This window comes from Bradyrhizobium oropedii (assembly GCF_020889685.1).
GTDB lineage: Bacteria > Pseudomonadota > Alphaproteobacteria > Rhizobiales > Xanthobacteraceae > Bradyrhizobium > Bradyrhizobium oropedii.
Window position 1 is genome coordinate 1 of the sequence record NZ_JACMYO010000405.1, and the last position, 1,792, is coordinate 1,792.

The 1,792-nt window shown below is 58.7% G+C and carries 2 protein-coding genes; both read right to left on the reverse strand.

Going from position 1 to position 1,792, the window contains the following annotated elements; all coding sequences use genetic code 11:
• Positions 1–503: 503 nt before the first annotated feature.
• Entirely contained in the window at positions 504–824 is a 321-nt protein-coding gene (locus H8A95_RS42860; RefSeq protein ID WP_229166835.1) for an RNA-dependent RNA polymerase family protein, read from the reverse strand.
• 82 nt (positions 825–906) lie between these two features.
• The gene (locus H8A95_RS44315) at positions 907–1,722 is read right to left on the reverse strand and encodes a reverse transcriptase domain-containing protein (protein WP_338028091.1); all 816 of its coding nucleotides are present in this window, start codon (positions 1,720–1,722) and stop codon (positions 907–909) included.
• Between the last annotated feature and the right edge of the window lie 70 nt (positions 1,723–1,792).

Below are 1,792 nucleotides of genomic sequence, written 5' to 3' on the forward strand. Positions count from 1 at the left end.
CGAGGCGTAATAGACCGCCGCCGGCGGCGCAGGCCCGGCGAAGGGCCGGTCATCCCGCACATAAGTCCAAATCCGCCCGGTCGTGCACTTGCCCTTCGCCAGGATACGGATGGTGGGGTGAGTGGGCCGGCGGGATTTCACCTCCAGCCTCTCGCAGGTAGGGTCGAGGACTGGCGCGCCGGCAGGTATCTCGACCGTGCCACGTTCCCAGTCCCCTCCACGTCGCAACGCAGCGTGCGGATTTCCCGCACTGCGCGCTCCCATTTGCTTCACTCCAAGGCTTATGCGACTTATCCGGCTGGGGCCGCTTTCGGTCCGTCGCGTCGCACTCGATAGCCGTTGAAGAGCCTGAGAGTGTCGTACAACCACGACCTATTCCACCGCTTCCAGCAGAAGCCCTTTCGTTTCCGAGCATGCGCCAGATGGCGCCTGACCTTCTTTTCCACCCAATCTTTGATGAGGCTGAAGCACTCGCTGGAGTGTCCAACCGCGAAGTAGTTCACTCAGCCCCGGAGCATCGGATTGATCAGGCTTATTACCCTGTCAATCCGCTGCGACCGGTGTCGGCGAAACACCTCTTTGAGCTCGCGCAGAAGCGCCGTCCGTTTTTTGAGCTTGGGCGTGTAATGCGGCCGCATCGCTCCGCGTAGACTGCGGAGGTAGCGGAAGTCGAACCCCAGGAAGCTGAAGCTCTCGCCTCGTTCCAGGTCCACGGTTCGGCTCTTTTCATCATTGATTTCCACCTGCAGCTTGGCGAACTCCTCCCGGAGTCGTTTGGTCACGGCTCCAATCAGCCAGTCATGACGTTTGTAGGCGTCGATCAAGACCACCAGTCGAGTCGCCCTGGGGAGTTTCACCCCCAGGCGCTCACAGATCCGGACGTGAACGTCTCCGCTCATCCCGCTCTTACCGTCCAGCCGCCGTCTTGTGCAGCATCGGCCAATGGGCCAACAGGGTGGGGGTGCGGCAAGCAATGTCCCGTACCCAGTGCTCTGCCCGTCTTCGATGTCGCCGCAGACGTTTGTATTTCGACATCGCCCATCGCGCGAGACATCGGTCGAGATGGCGTAGTGTCGGGTAAAGCGCCGACTTGTAGTACCGACCATAGTAGTTCATCCAGCCTCGAATGATCGGGTTGAATATCCTCGCCAGGTCGTCGATCCTCTTATCCACCCGGCAGCGTAGTTGCCAGGCACGGATTTCCTGTCGGATTGCCTTCGTCGCGGCATTGCTGACACCGGGGCTGAAGTTGACGAAGTGCTTTCCCCAACGGTTCTTCGACCGACGGGCACGGAACGTGTAGCCCAAAAAGTCGAATTTCTGTTCAGGATAATCACCTCGCCGGTCGTCATCCTTACAATAGACTATCTTCGTCTTGTCCGGATGAAGCTCCAGTCCGCATTCGGCAAAGCGCTTCGCAAGCGCCTCCTTCAGTTCTTGTGCCTGCCGCTCACTGTCGCAATGGCAGAGAATATCATCGGCATAACGCTCGAACGGGATGCTCGGATGATTTCTTCGCATCCACATGTCGAACGCATAGTGGAGAAAGAGATTCGCCATCAGCGGTGATACCACCGAGCCCTGCGGCGTGCCCTTCTCTCGGGGGTCAGGGGTGCCGTCTTCCAGTTGAACGGGAGCTTTAAGCCACCGTTCAATGTACAACAACACCCAAGCGCAGTCCGTGTGCTTCCGAATCGCCTTGAGCAAAAGCTCATGCGATATCGAGTCAAAAGACTACTCGACAGACTGCCCACCACCGCGCTCATCATCTCGACGACTATCCTGATCAGGT